The sequence below is a fragment of the Primorskyibacter flagellatus genome (assembly GCF_048268605.1).
Taxonomy (GTDB): domain Bacteria; phylum Pseudomonadota; class Alphaproteobacteria; order Rhodobacterales; family Rhodobacteraceae; genus Primorskyibacter; species Primorskyibacter flagellatus.
Genome location: NZ_JBLWVF010000004.1, coordinates 186937 through 204387, shown reverse-complemented (window position 1 = coordinate 204387; position 17451 = coordinate 186937). Strand labels below are relative to the sequence as shown.

The following is a 17451-nucleotide window of genomic DNA, read 5'->3' as shown; positions in this document are numbered from 1 at the left end:
CCAGCGCTTGCCTATAAGGCGCGCAAATTGCCTTGGGACATCAAGAGGACGCATGACATGACCACGCAGGTTTTTGGCCACAAATCTCCCGACACCGACTCGACCGGTTCGCCGATCATCTGGGCCTGGTATCTCAATGAGGTGAAGGGCGAGGCTGCGGCGCCCAAGCTTCTGGGCGAACCCAATACCGAAGCCGCCTTCATGCTGGAACGCTGGAACCTCGACAAACCCGAAATCATCTCGGACGTGGCCGAAGGCGCTCCTGTGATCATCGTCGACACCAATAATCCCGCCGAACTGCCCGAAGGCATCAATGCGGCGGATATCGTGGGCATCATCGACCACCACAAGCTGGTCGGCGGCCTGGAAACCAAGGGCCCGATCGACATCACCGTGCGCCCGCTGGCTTGCACCGCCACGATCATGGTCGATCTGATGGGCAAAGACGCCGCAAAGATGCCCGACGCCATCAAAGGTGCCGCGCTCAGCTGCATCCTGTCGGACACGCTGGAATTCCGCTCGCCCACCACAACCGACCATGACCGCGCCGTGGCCGAGACCCTGGCCGAGCAACTGGGCATAAATATCCCCGAATATGCCGCCGAAATGTTTGCGGCCAAATCAGACGTCAGCGAATTTTCCGATGCCGAGCTTCTGCGCATGGATTCCAAGGAATACGGTGTCGGCGCCACAAAATTCCGGGTCTCGGTTCTGGAAACCACCGCGCCGGCGCAGGTTCTGTCGCGCAAGGACAGCCTGATGGCAGCAATGACCGACGTGGCCAAGGAAGACGGCGTCGATCAGGTGCTGTTGTTCGTCGTGGACATCCTGAACGAAGAGGCGACGCTGCTTGTTGCGAACGATCTGGTGAAGGCCGTGGCCGAAAAGAGCTTTGACGCGTCAGTCAACGGTGACACAGTCGTGCTGCCCGGCGTAATGAGCCGCAAAAAGCAGATCATTCCGAACCTCAAGGTCTGAACCACCAGGATTTCAGAATTGCATCAGGGTGCCCGCGGGTGCCCTGTTCGTTTTCAGCACGTCAATGCAGCCACCCGCTCCGCTCTGAGGACTTCTGAACGGTTCGCGCGCGTTTCAGACAAAACACCTTGTGCGCGGAGTTTTGCAATGGTGTGGTCAAACCGCGCGGGCTACGGCATAGATCGGTGAATATGATGCTTTCACCGAAAGGCCCCTGCCATGACCCAGATCATCTCTGCGCTTTCCGAGATTTCCGATACCTATGACGCGATGTTCGTGGACCTTTGGGGATGCGTGCATGATGGCATAAAGGCCCTGCCGGACGCGGTCGCGGCATTGCAGGCTTACCGGCAGCGTGGTGGCGCGGTGGTTTTGCTGACCAACGCCCCAAGAGCCCGCAACGAGGTTGCAAAGCAGCTTGAGAAATTTGGTGTGCCGACAGATGCCTATGACACAATCGCCACGTCGGGCGATTCCGGTCGGGCTGCGATGTTTCGCGGTGCCGTCGGCCGCAAGGTCTGGTTCATCGGCCAGCCCCATGACCTGAGCTTTTTCGACCCGCTGCATCTGGTGGAAGATCCGGTCGAGATTGTCCGGGTGGAACTGGATGAGGCCGAAGGCATCGTTTGCTGCGGCCCCGAGGACCCCCTCGCCGATCCCGAGGTCATGCGACCCGAGTTCCTGATGGCCAAGACCAAGGGACTGCCGCTTCTTTGCGCCAATCCCGACATCATTGTTGACCGCGGGGACCAGCGCGAATGGTGCGCAGGGGCACTTGCCAAACTTTATACTGAAATGGGTGGCGAGAGCCTCTATTTCGGCAAGCCCTACCCGCCGATCTATGATCTGGCGCGGCGCAGATTGGCGGAACTTGGCAAGGATGTGGCCGATTCTCGCATTCTGGCGGTCGGGGACGGCGTGTTGACCGACATTCAGGGTGCCATGGGCGAAGATATCGATTCGCTGTTCATTTCCGGTGGGCTTGCGGCAGAAGAGACCAAAACCTCTCATCAGCCCGACGAATCGGCGCTGAAAACCTATCTCGAAAAGGAACAGGTTTCTCCAACCTATACTATTGGACAGCTTCGCTGACCTTAAAAAGACTTGCTTTTCTGCGACTGCGAAGTAATAAAGTTTCCCAGAAGGGCGACTTATCGTCTGAATATTACAGGGCAGTTTGCCATGGAGGGCCGGATGTTCGACAATTTGCCTCGCGGAACCATCTGCATCGAAGATATCGAGATGGGGATGACACGCCACCTGCGCAAACAGGTGACCGATCGCGATATCGAGCTGTTCGCCGAGGTCTCCACCGACCGGAACCCTGTGCATCTGGATGATGACTATGCGCAGGATACGATCTTCGAGGGCCGAATTGCACATGGCATGCTGACCGCCGGGTTGATCTCTGCGGTGATCGGCGAACAATTGCCCGGACATGGTACTGTCTATATGGGTCAGACGCTGAAATTTCTCGCACCTGTGCGTCCCGGCGACATGGTTTATGCAGAGGTCAAAGTGGCCGGGATAGATCATGGCAAGCGTCGTGTGACGCTGGAGTGTCACTGCGCGGTCGATGGCAAGAAGGTCCTGATCGGTGAGGCTGTCGTTTTGGCGCCGTCACGCAAGTTCGACTGACCGAAGGTACAGCTTTTGCGGCATGACACATGGCAGCTGGCCCGTCACAGACGCCCATAGTTGGCCGCGACGACACATCTCTCGCTTGAACACGGCGCGCGGGGCGGATAGGCCAATCGGATGAGGATCATCCGCGACTATCAGTATGTAGCCCCTGAAGATCGCGGCGCCAGCGTCGCTATCGGAAATTTCGACGGCGTGCATCTTGGGCACCAAGCGGTGATCCGGATGGCACAGGAGGCCGCGCCGGATGCGCCCTTGGGCGTATTGACCTTCGAGCCGCATCCGCGTGAATATTTCGCCCCCGAAAGCCCGCCTTTCCGGTTGATGCGTCGCACGGCGCGCACCTCGCGTCTGGAAAAACTGGGGGTTGAACGGCTGTATGAGCTGAATTTCAACGCCGCTCTCGCCTCTTTGACGCCTGATGAATTTGCCCGCCGCGTGATCCATACGGGGCTTGGCCTTCGGCATGTCGTGGTTGGCGCGGATTTCTGCTTTGGCAAAGGCAGGTCGGGCAATGTCAGCGATCTACAAGAATTCGGGCGGCAAATGGGCTTCGGCGTGACGGTAGCTAAACTGCTGGAAGGCTCAGGCGGGCAGGTCTCCTCGACCGCGATTCGCACGGCTTTGTCAGAGGGCCGCCCGCGTGATGCGGCGGCGCAACTGGGCCACTGGCACCGAATCGAAGGCCGCGTCATCGGCGGCGAACAACGTGGCCGGGTTCTGGGCTATCCAACGGCCAATATGTCTATCGACGGGCTGCACCGGCCAAAATTCGGCGTCTACGCAGTGCTGGTAGACGTATTGGACGGTCCTCATGTGGGGCAGTATCACGGCGCTGCATCTATCGGGATCAGGCCGATGTTCAACGGCGAAAAACCCAATCTTGAAACCTTCCTGTTCGATTTTTCAGGCGATCTATACGGCGCAACGCTGTCCGTCGGGCTGGTGGAATTCCTGCGCGGCGAAGAGAAATTCGAAAGCCTGGACGCTTTGATCGCGCAGATGGACGAGGACTGCGTCCGGGCACGCAAAATTCTGGTTCAGGCATGAAGCCGGCCAAGGACCCCATCGACCGGACTGGTTTGGCTCCACGCTTCTGGGAGACCAAAGGCTTGCGGCAGATGACGGTCGCGGAGTGGGAGGCGCTCTGCGACGGGTGCGGCAAGTGCTGCCTGAACAAGCTGGAGGACGAGGATACCGGCCATGTAGAGCTGACCCGCGTTGCTTGCCGGCTGTTTGACGACACCACCTGCCGTTGCGCAAAATACGAGATCCGCCACCAGTTTGTACCTGAATGCATCGTGCTTAAACCCGAAAATATTGACAGTCACGCCTATTGGATGCCGCGCACCTGTGCCTACCGGCTGCTATGGGAGGGAAAACCGCTTTACGATTGGCATCCGTTGATTTCGGGTGATCCCGAGACGGTCCATGCCGCAGGCGTGTCCATGCAACATCGCACCGTTCCCGAGTTCGAGATCGACGAGGACGACTGGGAAGACCACATCATCGAGGAGCCGATCTAGAAGATGTATTTCGCCTCAGACAATTCCGGCCCGGTGGCGCAAGAGGTGCTGGACGCATTGGCGCAGGCCAATACCGGCTTTGCGATGGGCTATGGCGACGATCCGCTGAACGCAGAGGTGCAGGCCCGCATCAGAGATGTTTTTGAGGCACCCGATGCGGCGGTCTATCTTGTCGCAACCGGGACCGCGGCCAATGTATTGGGTCTGGCGACAGTCACGCAGCCTTGGCAGACGATCTTTTGCACCCCGGTGGCGCATATCCATCAGGACGAATGCAATGCGCCGGAGTTCTATACCGGCGGTGCAAAGCTGACTCTGGTGGGCAACGCGGACCGGATGACACCGGAAACCCTGCGCGCGGCGATCGAGGCAGAGGGCAATCGCGGCGTCCACGGACCACAGCGGGGCTGTGTCTCGCTCACCTCGGTCACCGAATGCGGCACTGTCTACGGGCTGGAGGAATTGCACGCGATCTCTGCCGTCGCCAAGGACTACGGCTTGCCCATGCATCTGGATGGCGCGCGGTTTGCCAATGCCCTGGTGGCGCTGGACTGTTCACCGGCAGAGATGACATGGAAGGCGGGCGTCGACGTGCTGTCCTTCGGTGGCACCAAAAACGGCCTGATGGGTGCCGAGGCAGTTGTCCTGTTTGATCCGGATCGCGCGCAGGAATTCGAATATCGGCGCAAGCGCGGCGGTCATCTGTTTTCCAAACACAGATATCTTTCAGCGCAGATGGCAGCCTATCTGACGGACGATCTGTGGCTGCGCCTCGCGCGCTTGGCCAACGAGCGGGCGGCACAGTTGGCCCAGGGGCTGCGCGACTGCGGCGTGGACTTTGCCTTTGAACCTGCCGCGAACATGGTCTTTGCACAGCTGACCCGCGCGACGCATAAACGCCTGCAAGACGCCGGTGCGATCTATCACCTGTGGGACGGCACGCAGGAAGGTAACGACCCCGACGAATTCCTGACCGGCAGGCTGGTATGTGACTGGTCCCTGCCAGAGCAAGATGTCACAAGATTTTTGACCGTCCTGAAGGGCTAGTTGCAATATCCTCAAAGGACACAATGCATGGCGTTGACTGCCCCCTGACGCGTATTGCAGACAGCGGACTCAACCAGATGTCGATGTATGCCCGGAGACGGCAATAAATATGGCATCAACGCGCGCGATTCTGCGATCATGTCCAAAATGCGCAGTTTCCGACTGCGGTGTATTGGTCTATGAGATCGGGTGACAACGATAAAAAAGCAGGCACATGTTCGATCAAACTGACCAGACCCGGCTTCAGGCCGCCAACCGACCTGCAAGAGAATGGATCAAGATCCTTTCAGGATACCGTGAGCCTGACACATCCCGCAGCCTTTTTGAGCTTGGCGTGACGCTTGGCCCCTTCGTCCTGCTATGGGCGCTGGCCTGGTGGTCACTTGGGATCAGCTATTGGCTGACTCTGGCGATCTCGGTGGTCAATGCCGCATTCCTGTTGCGTCTTTTCGCCATTCAACATGATTGTGGGCATGGTGCCTATTTCAAGAACCGCTCGATGAGCGACTGGCTGGGCCGGGTGATCGGCGTGCTGACCCTGACCCCCTACGGCGTCTGGCGACACACCCATTCCGTCCACCACAGCAGCTCTGGCAATCTGGGGCGGCGAGGCATGGGCGACATCCACACCATGACAGTTGCAGAATACCGCGCACTGACGCCATTCCACCGGCTGATGTACCGGTTGTACCGACACCCCGTCATCCTGTTCGGCTTGGGGCCGGGATATATCTTTCTGGTGCAGAACCGCGTGCCACTTGGGCTGATGGGGCGTGCGCGGTTTTGGGTCAGCGCGATGTGCAACAATGCGGCAGTGCTGATCGGGTTGGGCCTGATCCTGTATTTCGGCGGCGTGATGCCGATTCTGTTGATATTTCTGCCCTCGACCCTGCTGGCGGCCACCACGGGCGTTTGGCTTTTCTACGTCCAGCACCAGTTTGAAACGGCTCACTGGGACACGGACGAAAACTGGCAACTGCATGACGCGGCGCTGCACGGAAGCTCGCATTATGTCATGCCTGCTGTCCTGCAATGGCTGAGCGCCAATATCGGCATCCACCATGTGCACCATCTTTATAGCCGCATCCCGTTCTACCGACTGCCGGAAGTCCTGCGCGATCATTCCGAACTGGCCGATGGCAACCGCTTGACCATCCGCGAGAGCTTTCGCAACGCCCGAATGCATCTGTGGGATGAAGAAACGCGCCGCCTGCTGACGTTTCGCCAAGCCCGCGCAAAGTTTGCGCAACCTGCCCCGGTCATCTGAACCGGGGCCTCGCCACGCGCGCCGCGCATGACGCCCTTCGCACCACAAGACAACCGGCGCGACGCTTGCTAATGTCTGATTTACCAAGCTGGCCGCGTGATCCGCGCGACCGGCACCGTAAATAAGGGGCAACAGATGGCAGGTCTATATTTCGATGAGCTGGAGGTCGGGCAGGTTTTCAAACATGCGCTGCACCGCACCGTCACCGAGACGGATAACGTGATGTTTTGCGCAATGACACATAATCCCGCGCGGCTGCATCTGGACGAAAAATACTGCCAGGAAGAAACCGAATTCGGCCAACGCATGGTCAATAGCGGCTTCACGCTGGGGCTGATGGTTGGCATTTCTGTCGGCGACACGACGCTGGGTACGGCCATTGCCAATCTGGGCTGGGACGAGGTGCGCTTTCCCGCGCCGGTGTTTCACGGCGATACATTGCGGATAGAAACCGAGGTGGCAGAACTGCGCGACAGCAAATCGCGCCCCAATGCCGGAATCGTCACCTTCATCCACCGTGCCTACAATCAGAACGACGTGTTGGTCGCGCAGTGCAAACGCAGTGGGCTGCAACTGAAATCTCCGGCGGCCTCGGGCTGATCAGTCGCCCGATGCGAAGCCTTCAGCCAACGCAATGATGTCGCGGGCGGTCTTTACATGGGCGATGTCGATATGCTCGCCATCATACATGACCGACGCCCGCCCGGCCGCCTGCGCCGCGTCCAGCGCATCGACCATGCCCCTGTAATAGGCGACCTCCTCGAGCGTGGGGGTGAAAACGCGGTTCACGACCTCGACATTCGAGGGGTGCAGGATCAAATCCCCCGCCATGCCCAACTGGCGGTCGTATTTCGTGAAGCTCTCCAGTCCGTCAAGATCCTTGACCTGCTGCCATAGCCCTCCAATCGGCAGCTTTCCGGCGGCGCGGGCGGCCATGACCACACGCGATTTGAGGTAATCGGTTTCGCGCCCTTCCACGGTCCAGATGAACCCCAGCGCGCGGGCCACATCGGCATTTTTTGCCGTACATCCGACAATCCCGGCAACGCGCGGATGCTCTGCAATCTCGAAACACAACTGCATCGACCGGGCGGTTTCAAGGATCGGGATCAGCCTGACAGAGCCGATCTCCAGATTGTTGCGGCTCTCGGCCTCGGCGACCATACAGGCCGCGGTATGCACATCCTCCGGCCCCCAGGGTTTGGAAACGACGATGCCTTCCAGTCCCGGCTGCACCACGGCCATCAGATCGTCGTAGTCATAAAGATGCGCCGACTTGTTGACCCGGACCCAGACGCGCTGCCCCTTTGCCGCCAAACCTTCAATCTTGCCTGCGACCAGCGCACGGGCCTGTGCCTTTTCGTCCGGCGGCACGCTGTCTTCGAGATCGAGGATGATCGCATCGGCACCCGCATCCGCGGCCTTGTCGATCATCCGTTCCTTATTGGCTGGTACGAACAGAAATGAGCGGATCGGTTTCATCCAAGGGGTCCTTTGTCGAGATGCCGGCAGACAAAGCCTAACGCGGTGCCTTGACGGTTGGAAGATGCGGCGTGCGTTTGGGTTTTGCGAACGTACCATGTGCAAACCGAGCAACATGGACAGTCTGACGTCGACACCGGCCCGATCCTCTGGCAGATACGCGTCAGGCCTGCATCATTTATGTACCCAGAAGAAACAGACCGTGGAGACCTGATATGCGCCGCATCCTGATCACCGGAACCGCAGGGTTCATCGGCTTTCACCTTGCGCAGCTTCTGCTGGCCGAAGGTTACGCGGTACACGGGTATGACGGGATGACGGATTATTACGACGTCACCCTGAAACAGCGCCGCAACGCGATGCTGCTGCAATCGGACAGGTTTTCGATGACAGAGGCGATGCTGGAAGATGTTGCCGCCTTCGACAAGGCGGCCGACGATTTCCGCCCCGACGTGATCGTGCATCTGGCCGCACAGGCGGGGGTGCGCTACAGCCTTGAAAACCCGCGCGCCTATGTCGATGCCAATGTCACCGGCACGTTCAACGTGATGGAGGCCGCGCGCCGGCACGAGGTCGATCACCTGCTGATGGCTTCCACCAGTTCGGTCTACGGCGCAAATACCGAAATGCCATTCCGCGAGACCGACAAGGCCGACACGCCAATGACGATCTATGCCGCCACCAAGAAGGCAACAGAGGCGATGGGCCATTCCTATGCGCATCTGTGGAACCTGCCCACGACCATGTTCCGGTTCTTTACTGTTTACGGCCCATGGGGACGGCCCGACATGGCCTATTTCAAATTTGCCAATGCGATGCTGAAGGGCGACCCGATCGACATCTACAATCAGGGCGACATGTATCGCGACTTCACCTATGTCGAGGATCTGGTCCGCGCCATTCGCCTGCTGATAGACGCCGCACCCGTGCGGCCCGAAGATGGCGTCGTGCCCGAGGGCGACAGCCTGTCGCCGGTTGCCCCCTACCGCGTCGTCAATATCGGCAATTCCGACAAGGTGCGGCTGCTGGATTTCATCGAGGCGATCGAAGACAGCCTGAGCGTCAAGGCAAAGCGCAACTACATGGAGATGCAGAAAGGCGACGTGCCTGCCACATGGGCCGAAGCCTCATTGCTGCACAAGCTGACCGGCTATCGCCCACAAACGGGTTTTCGCGAGGGGATCGACCGGTTCGCGCGCTGGTATCGCGACTACTACAACGTCTGAGGTCAGGCTTCCCAGCTGGCAACCTTGCGGTCGATGGTCTTGCGCGATACGCCCAGACGGCGCGCGGCCTCGGCCCGGTTGCCCTTGCACAGGTCCAGCACATGCAGGATGTGGCGCTGGGTGACCAGTTCAAGGTTCTCGATGGCCTGCGCGCCAGAGATGGATGCGCCGCCCGAAAACCCCTCTGGGAAAGCGCCAAGGATCACTGACCTTTCGATCAGGTTCTTCAACTCTCGCACATTGCCGGGCCAGTCGTAGCGCCGCATCTTCAACAGCGTTTCCGCATCAAGATCCAGCCCCGGCATGCCCAGCGTCACGGCAAACTGGTCCATGAACAACGCCGCCAATTCGACAATATCCTCTGACCGGTCCCGAAGCGGCGGCATGGAAATCTCGAACACGTTGATGCGGTGGTAAAGATCGGCGCGAAACCTGCCATCCGCCACGGCCTGTTCCAGATCGGCATTGGTGGCAAACAGGAAGCGCAGGTTCAGCATCAACTCGCGTTCAGCGCCGACAGGGCGGACGCGCTGATCCTCCAGCACCCGCAAGAGCGCGACCTGAAGCTGCTCGGGCATCTGCGCGACCTCGTCCAGAAACAGCGTCCCGCCATCAGCCAGGAGCAACAGACCGGGGCGCAGCCGGTCGTTCTCTTCGACCACACCAAACAGTTCCGCGGCAATCCGATCCAGGGAAATCGCCGCGCAATTGACGGTGACAAACGGCTTTTCGGCGCGGTCCGACAGCTTGTGCAGATGCCGCGCCGCCAATTCCTTGCCGGTGCCGCTGGCACCCGTGAACAACACCGGTGTCGGTAAAGGTGCCAGCTTGTGCAGCAGCGCGCGGACGGCACTCAACGCCTCGGACTTGCCCAGCAACTGCCCGTAACCAACATCCGACAACAATTCCCGGCGCAGAAGCGTGTTGTCCCGGCGCAGGTATTTGCGATCCAGCGTGCGGGCCACGGCACCAAGGATCTGATTGGCGCGAAACGGTTTCAACACAAAATCGCTGACCCCGGCGCGCAGGGCGGCAATCGCGGTTTCCAGATCGGCATAGGCGGTCATCAGGATCGTGTCCGCGAAAAACCCCAGCCGCTGCTGCTCGGTCACCCAGTCCAGCCCGGACATTCCGGGCATGATGTTATCCACGATGACCAGATCGAAATGCGTCTCATCCAGCCTGCGCGACGCCTCATTCGCACTCGCTGCCAGTTCAACGCGTTTGACGCGCGGTTCCAGAATCTTCTTCAGGAAATTGCGCATTCCGGGTTCGTCGTCGATCACCAGAATCGACGCCCCGGACAATGGCGCGCTATATTCGTCAGACGCGTTGATTGGACCCTTCATCGCAAAGATACCCCCGTCGCAACGCCTGTAAAGGTCAGTCAAGCCGGACGGACGGCCCGGAAGAGACCTCTTGCGCCGAGAACCCCACCTCTTGCAGCGCGTAATGCGCGCCCACACCGATCACGGCGATGGCGACAAAGGCGATCAACATAGATTTCATTTTGCCCTACTCCTCTTGTTCCACCGGTGCGCGCGTGGCCTGTTTCAGGAACTCTATCAGATCGGCACGATCCTGCTGCGCTGCGATCACCTGCATCGGCATCTTTGTTCCCGGAACATAGTGGTCCGGGCCTTCGTCGAACAGAGCGTCCACGGTTGTCTCATCCCAGAGGATTGTCGATCCGGTCAGTGTCGCGGAATAATTGTAGCCCGGCACTGTCCCGGCACGCCGACCGAACAGACCGTGCAGGCTCGGCCCGGCCTTGCGGGACGCTTCCGCCCCAAGCGCGTGGCAGATCGAACATTTGCGCATGAACTGCCGCTCACCATTGCTCATGTCCTCGGCGGGGCGCAGGAAACTGCGCGCGCCGGAAATCCCAGGCTCAAATGCATCCAGTGCGGCAACGGGCCAGCCAAAGGCCACGTCATCCAGCCCGCCCGCCCAGATCGTCGTCCCGTCAGGCGAAAAGGCAAGCGCCCAGACCGGGCCTTCGCGTGTGGCCCGGAAGTCGCGCGTGATCCGCCAATCTTCGGTGTCCAGCATCATGATATAGCCATGCCCGTCCCCGACGGCGAGCTGATGGGTCCCGGCATGATGGGCCATCGACAGGATCGGGCGACGGTCAAGCGTGAAATCGGAAATCTCGGCACCTTCATGATCAATGATGCGGGTGCCGCCATCTACCGCGCCATAGGCGATCCAGTCATCCGTCACGATCACCTCGTTGATCCCGAACCCGTGACGGATAATCGGCAGCATCGCACCCTTCGCAAGGTCAAAGCGCATCAACTCGCCCGTAGATGTCCCGGCATAGAGCGTATCTGGACCGGAAAATGCCACCGCATTTACCGCTCCCGGCGCTTCCAGAAACCGTGGTTCAGGCTCTTCAAGCGGCGGATAAAGCGCGCTGGCCCAGTCTGCATCCAACGGCATCAGCCCGATGGTCCCGTCCCAGGATGCACTCGCCACCAGCCCCGCTTCGGTCGAGACGGCGAGATCCGTGACCTTGCCCCGGTGCTGCCCCAGCACGCGGCTCACGCCATCTTCGGGCCAAAGACGCACGCTGAAATCATCGCCGCCTGACACCAGCATCCCGTCGCCGTGGAATGTCACCACGCCGACCGCAGCCGCGTGCCCTTCCAGCCAGACAGGTGCGCCCCCTTCCCAAAGGCCCACCGAATTGTCGAAACTGGCGGTTGCAACGCGCCCGTCACCATCCACGGCAATATCCATGATCGGGCCGCCATGCCCTTTCAGCGTGGTGAAATCCTGCGCGCCCGCAGAGGTCGCACAGAGCCAGATGGCGAGGATAAGCGCGCGTTGCACCCGCCTACTCCGCTGGCGTGGCGTCGCTGGCCGGTGCCTTTTCTTCGGCTTTCACCTCCTCCAGCCAGATCGAATGATGCTGATGCGCCCAGGCTTCATCCACCTCGCCAGAGCCCATGGCGTCAAACGCGCCCTCCATTCCCAAAGTCCCGATATAGATATGCCCAAGAATGATCGCCATCATCACGAAGGCAACGATGGCGTGCCATAGCTGCGCCAGTTGCATTTCCTCTTGCGGGGCCAGCGACGCGGGCAAGGGGTCCATACCGAACCAACCGGGCGCGCCCATATCGTTGAGGATGCCAAACGTCTTGGCAAATAGCGGCATTTCGAACGGGAACAACAGGGACAACCCCGAAACCGACAGGGACACCCCCAGGATGATCACCGACCAGAACACCAACTTTTGTCCCGCGTTGAATTTCTTCGCCGGCGGATGCTTCTTGCCGATGATGCCGCCCGCCTGCGAAATCCAGACCAGGTCAAGCCGATTGGGAATATTGTGCCAGACCCACAGGACGAATACGAGGATCAGCCCCAGCATGAAGGCCCAGGCCACGTTATTGTGGATCAGCTTGGAAATCGTCAGCAGGGTCGCGTTCGCCTCTAGCCCCAGATAGGGCGCAATGAACATCCGGCCCATCAGGGTGACCAGACCCGTCAATCCCAACAGCACGAATGACCCGGCGACCAGCCAGTGCGAGAACCGCTCGAACGCCTGAAACCGCGTGACCGTCCTGCCGGTTTTCTCGCCCTCGATACGGACGCGCCCGCGCAGAAGGAAAAACACAACCAGAACAGCAATCGTGCCAAGCAGCAACCAGCCGCCATAGGTAACCAGCGGCCCGCGACGAAACTCGTACCACCGCATGCCGCCATCCTGCACCAGCACCTTGCCCAGATCACCGCGCGTCGAGGTGGTGACGTCCGCTTCGTTATAGCGCAAAGCCCGCCAAAGCTCCGGATCGGACGCGCCACCCAACGGGCCCAGACCAGGCGCACTCACCGCACCCCCACCAATCGCTTCGCGGCGAAACCTGTCATCCACCGGCTCGCCGTTCTGGCGCCGTAGAATATCTTCCAATGTCTGCGCCCCGCCCGTGGCGGATCTATCAATCGGAAGTGCTTCAGCTTCCTGCGAACGCACCGCAGCGGGCAACGTCAGAAAAACCAGCATGAGAACGGTCATCAAATGACGCAACATTGTCCACTTCTCCAGACTCCAAAGGAAACAGGCCGCAGAGCCGTCAATGACCCCACCCCTTCTTCTTGGCAAAAATACTCCGGGGAGCGCGAGGGGCTGGCCCCTCGCTTCCGTCATTTTCACGCTGTGCCGACACCAGAGCGATCATGCACCAGTCGCAAAACCGCCACCACTGTCGGACAGACACCAGGCCAGTTCCGGCGAGGGTCCCGCCCCGCCAGCCTGTCGCAAGGATCACCCGCCCTTCTGATCGTAGGCCGTGCCCCAGCCCCAGGCACCAGAGCCGAAACCACGGGCCACGACGCGCTCGCGGTAGATGGCCGACACGATATCGCCATCCCCTGCCAGCAGCGCCTTGGTAGAACACATCTCGGCACAGATCGGCAGTTTGCCTTCTGCAATCCTGTTGCGCCCGTATTTGGTGAACTCCGCCGCGGAGTTGTTCTCCTCGGGACCGCCGGCACAGAAGGTGCATTTGTCCATCTTGCCGCGCGATCCGAAATTGCCCGCCTGCGGGTATTGCGGCGCACCGAACGGGCACGCGTAGAAGCAATAGCCGCAGCCGATGCACAGATCCTTGGAATGCAGCACGACGCCGTCTTCGGTCTGGTAGAAGCAATCCACCGGACAGACCGCCATGCAGGGTGCGTCTGAGCAATGCATGCACGCGACCGAGATCGACCTTTCGCCGGGGTCACCATCCTGGATGGTCACGACCCGTCGTCGGTTGATGCCCCACGGCACTTCGTGCTCGTTCTTGCACGCGGTGACGCAAGCGTTGCACTCGATGCAGCGCTCGGCATCACACAGGAATTTAGCTCTGGCCATTCTGTTTTCCTCCTTACGCTGGCATGATCTTGCAGAGAGTACACTTGGTCTCCTGCATCTGGGTCACGCTGTCATAGCCATAGGTCTGGGCGGTGTTGGAACTTTCCCCCAGCACATAGGGGTCGGCCCCGTCGGGATATTTGGACCGCAGATCCTCGCCCTGAAAATGGCCGCCGAAGTGGAAGGGCATGAAGGCCACGCCCTCGCCCACCCGTCGTGTCACCATCGCCATGACCTTGACCTTCGACCCTTCGGCACCTTCGACCCAGACCTGCGCCCCGTCACGCACGCCCAGATTGTTGGCGTCTCGCGGGTTGATCTCGACGAACATATCCTGTTGCAGTTCCGCCAGCCACGGGTTGGAACGTGTCTCTTCGCCCCCGCCCTCATATTCGACCAGACGACCAGAGGTCAGGATGATCGGATAATCCTTGCTGAAATCCTGCTTCTGGATCGAGGCATACATGGTCGGCAAGCGATAGAACTTGCGGTCCTCATAGGTCGGATAATCGGCCACCAGATCGCGTCGCGGCGAATAAAGCGGCTCGCGGTGGACAGGTACGGGATCGGGGAAGGTCCACACCACGGTACGGGCCTTGGCATTGCCGAAAGGGGCACAGCCATGCTTGATCGCGACCCGCTGGATGCCACCCGAAAGGTCGGTCTTCCAGTTGACGCCCTTTGCCTTGGCGTTGAAATCCGACGGGAAGGGCGACATGGACTGTTCGCCCACCTCTTCGGCGGCACCTTGCGTTCCATCGGCAGAGGTCAGTCCCGAAGTTGCACCATCGTCGCCGTCGTCGCTTTCACCAACGCCACCGTCGATCTGGACACCTGCGACACCCGCGATAGAGCGTTTCTCGGCATCCGTCAGATCGCCATCCCAGCCCAGATCCACAAGCATCTGATAGGTGAACTCCGGATAGCCATCCTGAATTTCCGAACCGGGATTGAACACGCCTTCAGCCAACAGATTGTCACCGTCCCGTTCGACGCCGAAGCGGGCGCGGAAGCACAAACCACCCTCTGCAACAGGCTTGGACATGTCATACAGATTCGGCGTACCGGGATGGTTCATCTCGGGCGTGCCCCAGCAAGGCCATGGCAGACCGTAATAATCGCCATCCGCCGGACCGCCAATCGCCTGAAGCGTGGTGCGGTCGAACGTGTGTTGGTTGGCCATATGCAGTTTCAGCCGCTCGGGGCTTTGCCCGGTATAGCCCACCGTCCACATGCCACGATTGAGCTCGCGCAGCGTATCCTCGACATTGGGCGTTACGCCGTCCTCCTCGATCGCGATGTTGCGGAACATGCGGTCGTGAAAGCCGAACTTCTTGGCGAACAACCCGATGATCTCCTGATCCGGCTTGGATTCAAACAACGGGTCGAACACCTTCTCGCGCCATTGCAGCGACCGGTTGGACGCGGTGACCGATCCGTAGGTCTCGAACTGTGTTGCGGCCGGCAGCAGATAGACGCCATCGGTCCGGTCATGCAGCACGGCCGAGACTGTAGGATACGGGTCAACCACGACCAGCATGTCCAGCTTTTCCATCGCGGTCTTCATCTCGGCCATGCGGGTTTGCGAATTCGGCGCATGCCCCCACAGAACCATCGCCCGCAGATTGTGGGGCTGGTCGATGTTTTCGGCATCCTCCAGCACCCCGTCGATCCAGCGCGACACCGGTATCCCGGTCTCGTACATCAGGTTCTTGTCCTTGCTGTCTGCGCCCTTGACGGTCTGGAACTGACCGTTCAACCAGTCAAAGTCCTCCTCCCAGACCCGTGCCCAATGCTGCCAGGCACCTTTTGCAAGCCCGTAATATCCGGGTAGCGTATGCGACAGAACACCCAGATCCGTGGCCCCCTGCACATTGTCATGGCCGCGGAAAATGTTGGCACCGCCGCCCCGTGTTCCGATATTGCCCAGCGCAAGTTGCAGCACGCAGTAAGCGCGCGTGTTGTTGTTGCCCGTCGAATGCTGGGTTCCCCCCATGCACCAGATCAGCGTGCCGGGACGGTTGTTGGCCAATGTCCGGGCGACGCGGCCCAGCTGGCTGCCGGGGGTGCCGGTCACGCGCTCAACCTCATCGGGGTTCCACTTGGCAACCTCTTCGCGGATCTGATCCATGCCCCAGACACGGGTGCGGATGAACTCCTTGTCCTCCCACCCGTTTTCGAAGATGTGCCACAGGATGCCCCAGATCAGCGCCACATCGGTGCCGGGACGGAAACGGACATATTCGTCGGCATGGGCCGCAGTGCGGGTGAAGCGCGGATCGCATACGATCAGCGGCGCGTTGTTCTCTTCCTTCGCCTTCAGCAGATGCAGCAACGACACCGGATGCGCCTCTGCCGGATTGGACCCGATCAGGAACATCGCCTTGGAATTATGTATGTCGTTATAGCTGTTGGTCATGGCACCGTAGCCCCATGTGTTCGCAACACCCGCAACCGTGGTCGAATGGCAGATCCGCGCCTGGTGATCCACGTTATTCGTGCCCCAGTAGCTCGCGAATTTGCGGAACAGATAGGCCTGTTCGTTGCTATGCTTGGCGCTGCCGAGCCAATAAACGCTGTCCGGGCCGGATTGCTCGCGGATCTGCATCATGCCGTCGCCGATCTCGTTGATCGCCTGTTCCCAGCTGATGCGCTTCCACTCACCACCCTCTTTTTTCATCGGGTATTTCAGACGGCGTTCGCCATGCGCATGTTCGCGCACCGAGGCCCCCTTGGCGCAATGCGCGCCCAGGTTGAACGGGCTGTCCCAGCCGGGCTCCTGCCCGATCCAGACACCGTTCGACACCTCGGCCTGAACGGTACAGCCGACCGAACAATGCGTGCAGACGGATGTGCGCAGCTCTACTGCACCGCTTACGGCAGATTGAGCGCTGGCCTGTGTGACCGTTCCGCCTGTGGCGGCAATCGCCGCAAGGCCCCCGATCGCAAGACCGGACCCGCGCAGAAATGCGCGCCGGTCAACGGATGTTTGTGCCACATCCGACAGGATACTTGTCCGTTGGGAGCGTCGCGCAACCCCGTTGGTCTTTTTCCTAAGCATGGTTTCCTCCCTTCACGCGCCTCTTGCGCGCTTGGTTTACAAGAAGGCCGGAACAGTCGGGCGTCACGCAACCAGTCGTCCTCAGGCCAAATCCTGCATCCGGTTCAGAACCGGGCGCTGGTGTAGTAAGCGCGGGTATGCGCGGTGTCCTGCATCTTTTCTGATGTCAGGTCAGGCGCTGCGGCCTCTGCTTCCGTCGCGCCGGTCGCAATCGCCACCGCCGCAAGCGGCGCCGTGGTTCCGGCGAGTTTCAGGAAATCGCGGCGGCTTGTGGCCTCGTCGGTTTTCCGTGTCATCGTGAGTACCTCCTCACTGGTTCTGACGGTTTCCCGCCACTCTGAGCCCACAGCCAATCG

General features: G+C 60.2%; 17 protein-coding genes. 9 read left to right on the top strand and 8 right to left on the bottom strand.

Features of this window, described 5'->3' with window-relative positions; translation table 11 throughout:
- The first annotated feature begins 57 nt into the window (after positions 1-57).
- The 8 genes from ACN0WV_RS07345 to ACN0WV_RS07310 all read left to right on the top strand — a co-directional run bounded on the left by ACN0WV_RS07345 (position 58) and on the right by ACN0WV_RS07310 (position 7059).
- Positions 58-978 (top strand): manganese-dependent inorganic pyrophosphatase, encoded by a 921-nt coding sequence (locus ACN0WV_RS07345; protein WP_417604716.1) that lies wholly within the window; start codon positions 58-60, stop codon positions 976-978.
- 219 nt (positions 979-1197) lie between these two features.
- Positions 1198-2070, top strand: a complete 873-nt coding sequence (locus ACN0WV_RS07340) for a TIGR01459 family HAD-type hydrolase (protein ID WP_084351395.1) — start codon at positions 1198-1200, stop codon at positions 2068-2070.
- Positions 2071-2172: 102 nt separating this feature from the next.
- The gene (locus ACN0WV_RS07335; protein ID WP_084351392.1) at positions 2173-2616 is read left to right on the top strand and encodes a MaoC family dehydratase; all 444 of its coding nucleotides are present in this window, start codon (positions 2173-2175) and stop codon (positions 2614-2616) included.
- Positions 2617-2736: 120 nt separating this feature from the next.
- Positions 2737-3669, top strand: coding sequence for a bifunctional riboflavin kinase/FAD synthetase (locus ACN0WV_RS07330; RefSeq protein ID WP_417604714.1), 933 nt, complete (start codon positions 2737-2739; stop codon positions 3667-3669).
- The gene (locus tag ACN0WV_RS07325) at positions 3666-4145 is read left to right on the top strand and encodes a YcgN family cysteine cluster protein (protein WP_417604712.1); all 480 of its coding nucleotides are present in this window, start codon (positions 3666-3668) and stop codon (positions 4143-4145) included. The genes ACN0WV_RS07330 and ACN0WV_RS07325 overlap by 4 nt, the downstream gene beginning before the upstream one ends.
- A gap of 3 nt (positions 4146-4148) precedes the next feature.
- Complete coding sequence (locus ACN0WV_RS07320; RefSeq protein WP_417604710.1) at positions 4149-5192, top strand: threonine aldolase family protein; 1044 nt, start codon at positions 4149-4151, stop codon at positions 5190-5192.
- Positions 5193-5406: 214 nt separating this feature from the next.
- Positions 5407-6459: a fatty acid desaturase gene (locus ACN0WV_RS07315; RefSeq protein WP_417604709.1), complete on the top strand. Its 1053-nt coding sequence runs from the start codon at positions 5407-5409 to the stop codon at positions 6457-6459.
- A gap of 135 nt (positions 6460-6594) precedes the next feature.
- Entirely contained in the window at positions 6595-7059 is a 465-nt protein-coding gene (locus tag ACN0WV_RS07310) for a MaoC family dehydratase (protein WP_084351380.1), read from the top strand.
- On the opposite strand, the gene ACN0WV_RS07305 is transcribed toward ACN0WV_RS07310, so the two are convergent.
- Positions 7060-7941: an HpcH/HpaI aldolase/citrate lyase family protein gene (locus ACN0WV_RS07305; protein WP_417604707.1), complete on the bottom strand. Its 882-nt coding sequence runs from the start codon at positions 7939-7941 to the stop codon at positions 7060-7062. It lies immediately after the preceding gene.
- Between the two features lie 215 nt (positions 7942-8156).
- On the opposite strand from ACN0WV_RS07305, the gene ACN0WV_RS07300 reads away from it, so the two are divergent.
- Positions 8157-9167 carry an SDR family NAD(P)-dependent oxidoreductase gene (locus ACN0WV_RS07300; RefSeq protein ID WP_417604705.1) on the top strand — a complete coding sequence of 337 codons (1011 nt, stop codon included), beginning with the start codon at positions 8157-8159 and terminating at the stop codon, positions 9165-9167.
- Positions 9168-9169: 2 nt separating this feature from the next.
- Here ACN0WV_RS07300 and ACN0WV_RS07295 read toward each other — a convergent pair whose 3' ends face one another.
- The 7 genes from ACN0WV_RS07295 to ACN0WV_RS07265 all read right to left on the bottom strand — a co-directional run bounded on the left by ACN0WV_RS07295 (position 9170) and on the right by ACN0WV_RS07265 (position 17391).
- The gene (locus ACN0WV_RS07295) at positions 9170-10516 is read right to left on the bottom strand and encodes a sigma-54-dependent transcriptional regulator (RefSeq protein ID WP_417604703.1); all 1347 of its coding nucleotides are present in this window, start codon (positions 10514-10516) and stop codon (positions 9170-9172) included.
- A 34-nt stretch (positions 10517-10550) separates the two neighbouring features.
- Positions 10551-10676: a hypothetical protein gene (locus ACN0WV_RS07290; protein WP_268876729.1), complete on the bottom strand. Its 126-nt coding sequence runs from the start codon at positions 10674-10676 to the stop codon at positions 10551-10553.
- A 6-nt stretch (positions 10677-10682) separates the two neighbouring features.
- Positions 10683-12002, bottom strand: coding sequence for a c-type cytochrome (locus tag ACN0WV_RS07285; RefSeq protein WP_417604701.1), 1320 nt, complete (start codon positions 12000-12002; stop codon positions 10683-10685).
- A gap of 4 nt (positions 12003-12006) precedes the next feature.
- A complete protein-coding gene (locus ACN0WV_RS07280) occupies positions 12007-13206 on the bottom strand; it encodes a formate dehydrogenase subunit gamma (RefSeq protein WP_417604699.1) in 1200 nt (399 codons plus the stop codon).
- 234 nt (positions 13207-13440) lie between these two features.
- Positions 13441-14034 (bottom strand): formate dehydrogenase FDH3 subunit beta, encoded by a 594-nt coding sequence (fdh3B, locus tag ACN0WV_RS07275; RefSeq protein ID WP_084351364.1) that lies wholly within the window; start codon positions 14032-14034, stop codon positions 13441-13443.
- 13 nt (positions 14035-14047) lie between these two features.
- Positions 14048-17095 carry a formate dehydrogenase subunit alpha gene (locus ACN0WV_RS07270; RefSeq protein ID WP_417604697.1) on the bottom strand — a complete coding sequence of 1016 codons (3048 nt, stop codon included), beginning with the start codon at positions 17093-17095 and terminating at the stop codon, positions 14048-14050.
- Between the two features lie 104 nt (positions 17096-17199).
- Entirely contained in the window at positions 17200-17391 is a 192-nt protein-coding gene (locus ACN0WV_RS07265; protein WP_417604695.1) for a twin-arginine translocation signal domain-containing protein, read from the bottom strand.
- Positions 17392-17451 lie beyond the last annotated feature (60 nt).

Coding starts and splice junctions, on each gene's coding strand:
- ACN0WV_RS07305 (WP_417604707.1), bottom strand. CDS start 7,941: ATGAAACCGATCCGCTCATTTCTGTTCGTACCAGCCAATAAGGAACGG.
- ACN0WV_RS07335 (WP_084351392.1), top strand. CDS start 2,173: ATGTTCGACAATTTGCCTCGCGGAACCATCTGCATCGAAGATATCGAG.
- ACN0WV_RS07345 (WP_417604716.1), top strand. CDS start 58: ATGACCACGCAGGTTTTTGGCCACAAATCTCCCGACACCGACTCGACC.
- ACN0WV_RS07330 (WP_417604714.1), top strand. CDS start 2,737: ATGAGGATCATCCGCGACTATCAGTATGTAGCCCCTGAAGATCGCGGC.
- ACN0WV_RS07340 (WP_084351395.1), top strand. CDS start 1,198: ATGACCCAGATCATCTCTGCGCTTTCCGAGATTTCCGATACCTATGAC.
- ACN0WV_RS07325 (WP_417604712.1), top strand. CDS start 3,666: ATGAAGCCGGCCAAGGACCCCATCGACCGGACTGGTTTGGCTCCACGC.
- ACN0WV_RS07290 (WP_268876729.1), bottom strand. CDS start 10,676: ATGAAATCTATGTTGATCGCCTTTGTCGCCATCGCCGTGATCGGTGTG.
- ACN0WV_RS07310 (WP_084351380.1), top strand. CDS start 6,595: ATGGCAGGTCTATATTTCGATGAGCTGGAGGTCGGGCAGGTTTTCAAA.
- fdh3B (WP_084351364.1), bottom strand. CDS start 14,034: ATGGCCAGAGCTAAATTCCTGTGTGATGCCGAGCGCTGCATCGAGTGC.
- ACN0WV_RS07280 (WP_417604699.1), bottom strand. CDS start 13,206: ATGTTGCGTCATTTGATGACCGTTCTCATGCTGGTTTTTCTGACGTTG.
- ACN0WV_RS07315 (WP_417604709.1), top strand. CDS start 5,407: ATGTTCGATCAAACTGACCAGACCCGGCTTCAGGCCGCCAACCGACCT.
- ACN0WV_RS07320 (WP_417604710.1), top strand. CDS start 4,149: ATGTATTTCGCCTCAGACAATTCCGGCCCGGTGGCGCAAGAGGTGCTG.
- ACN0WV_RS07295 (WP_417604703.1), bottom strand. CDS start 10,516: ATGAAGGGTCCAATCAACGCGTCTGACGAATATAGCGCGCCATTGTCC.
- ACN0WV_RS07300 (WP_417604705.1), top strand. CDS start 8,157: ATGCGCCGCATCCTGATCACCGGAACCGCAGGGTTCATCGGCTTTCAC.
- ACN0WV_RS07265 (WP_417604695.1), bottom strand. CDS start 17,391: ATGACACGGAAAACCGACGAGGCCACAAGCCGCCGCGATTTCCTGAAA.
- ACN0WV_RS07270 (WP_417604697.1), bottom strand. CDS start 17,095: ATGCTTAGGAAAAAGACCAACGGGGTTGCGCGACGCTCCCAACGGACA.